This window comes from Neisseria sp. P0009.S007 (assembly GCF_051962515.1).
On record NZ_JBQCVF010000830.1, the window covers coordinates 1 to 561 of the forward strand.

Consider the following 561-nt stretch of genomic DNA (forward strand, 5'->3'; position numbering starts at 1 on the left):
GACTGTAACCTTGCGATCAAATGCTTCACCTGAACGGCCGTCATACAGCGTAATTTGCGTTTTACTGTCGTTGAAGCCCAGTTTCTCAACCTCAGGATCTTCGCTTGGGTAAGCCAAGTTCAACATTTCGCGAATTTCAGACTCTTTCGCGCCGTCGAATACAGGAGAAGCGAAAGATGCACCTTTACGCAGGTTGGAAGCCAATTCGATGATTTCTTCATCTGTCAGGCTGTCCAAATCTTCTTTCTTGCCGCTACCGTTGTAGAGCTTGTTCAAGAATTCACGCAGCTCGCTGGCTTTGCGTTGCTCTTTCAGCATACGGTCGATGCGTTCACCGATACCTTTTGCCGCCCAACCCAAGTGAACTTCCAAAATCTGACCGATGTTCATACGGGAAGGTACGCCCAATGGGTTCAGTACGATGTCTACTGGACGGCCGTCAGCCATGTAAGGCATGTCTTCCACCGGTAGAATGCGTGATACCACGCCTTTGTTACCGTGGCGACCCGCCATTTTGTCACCGGCTTGCAGACGGCGTTTGATGGCGATAAATACTTTCAC

General features: G+C 49.9%; 1 pseudogene. It reads right to left on the reverse strand.

From position 1 onward, the window contains the following. Nucleotides 1–561: pseudogene (locus ACTHS3_RS16640) on the reverse strand (DNA-directed RNA polymerase subunit beta); the annotation flags it as partial.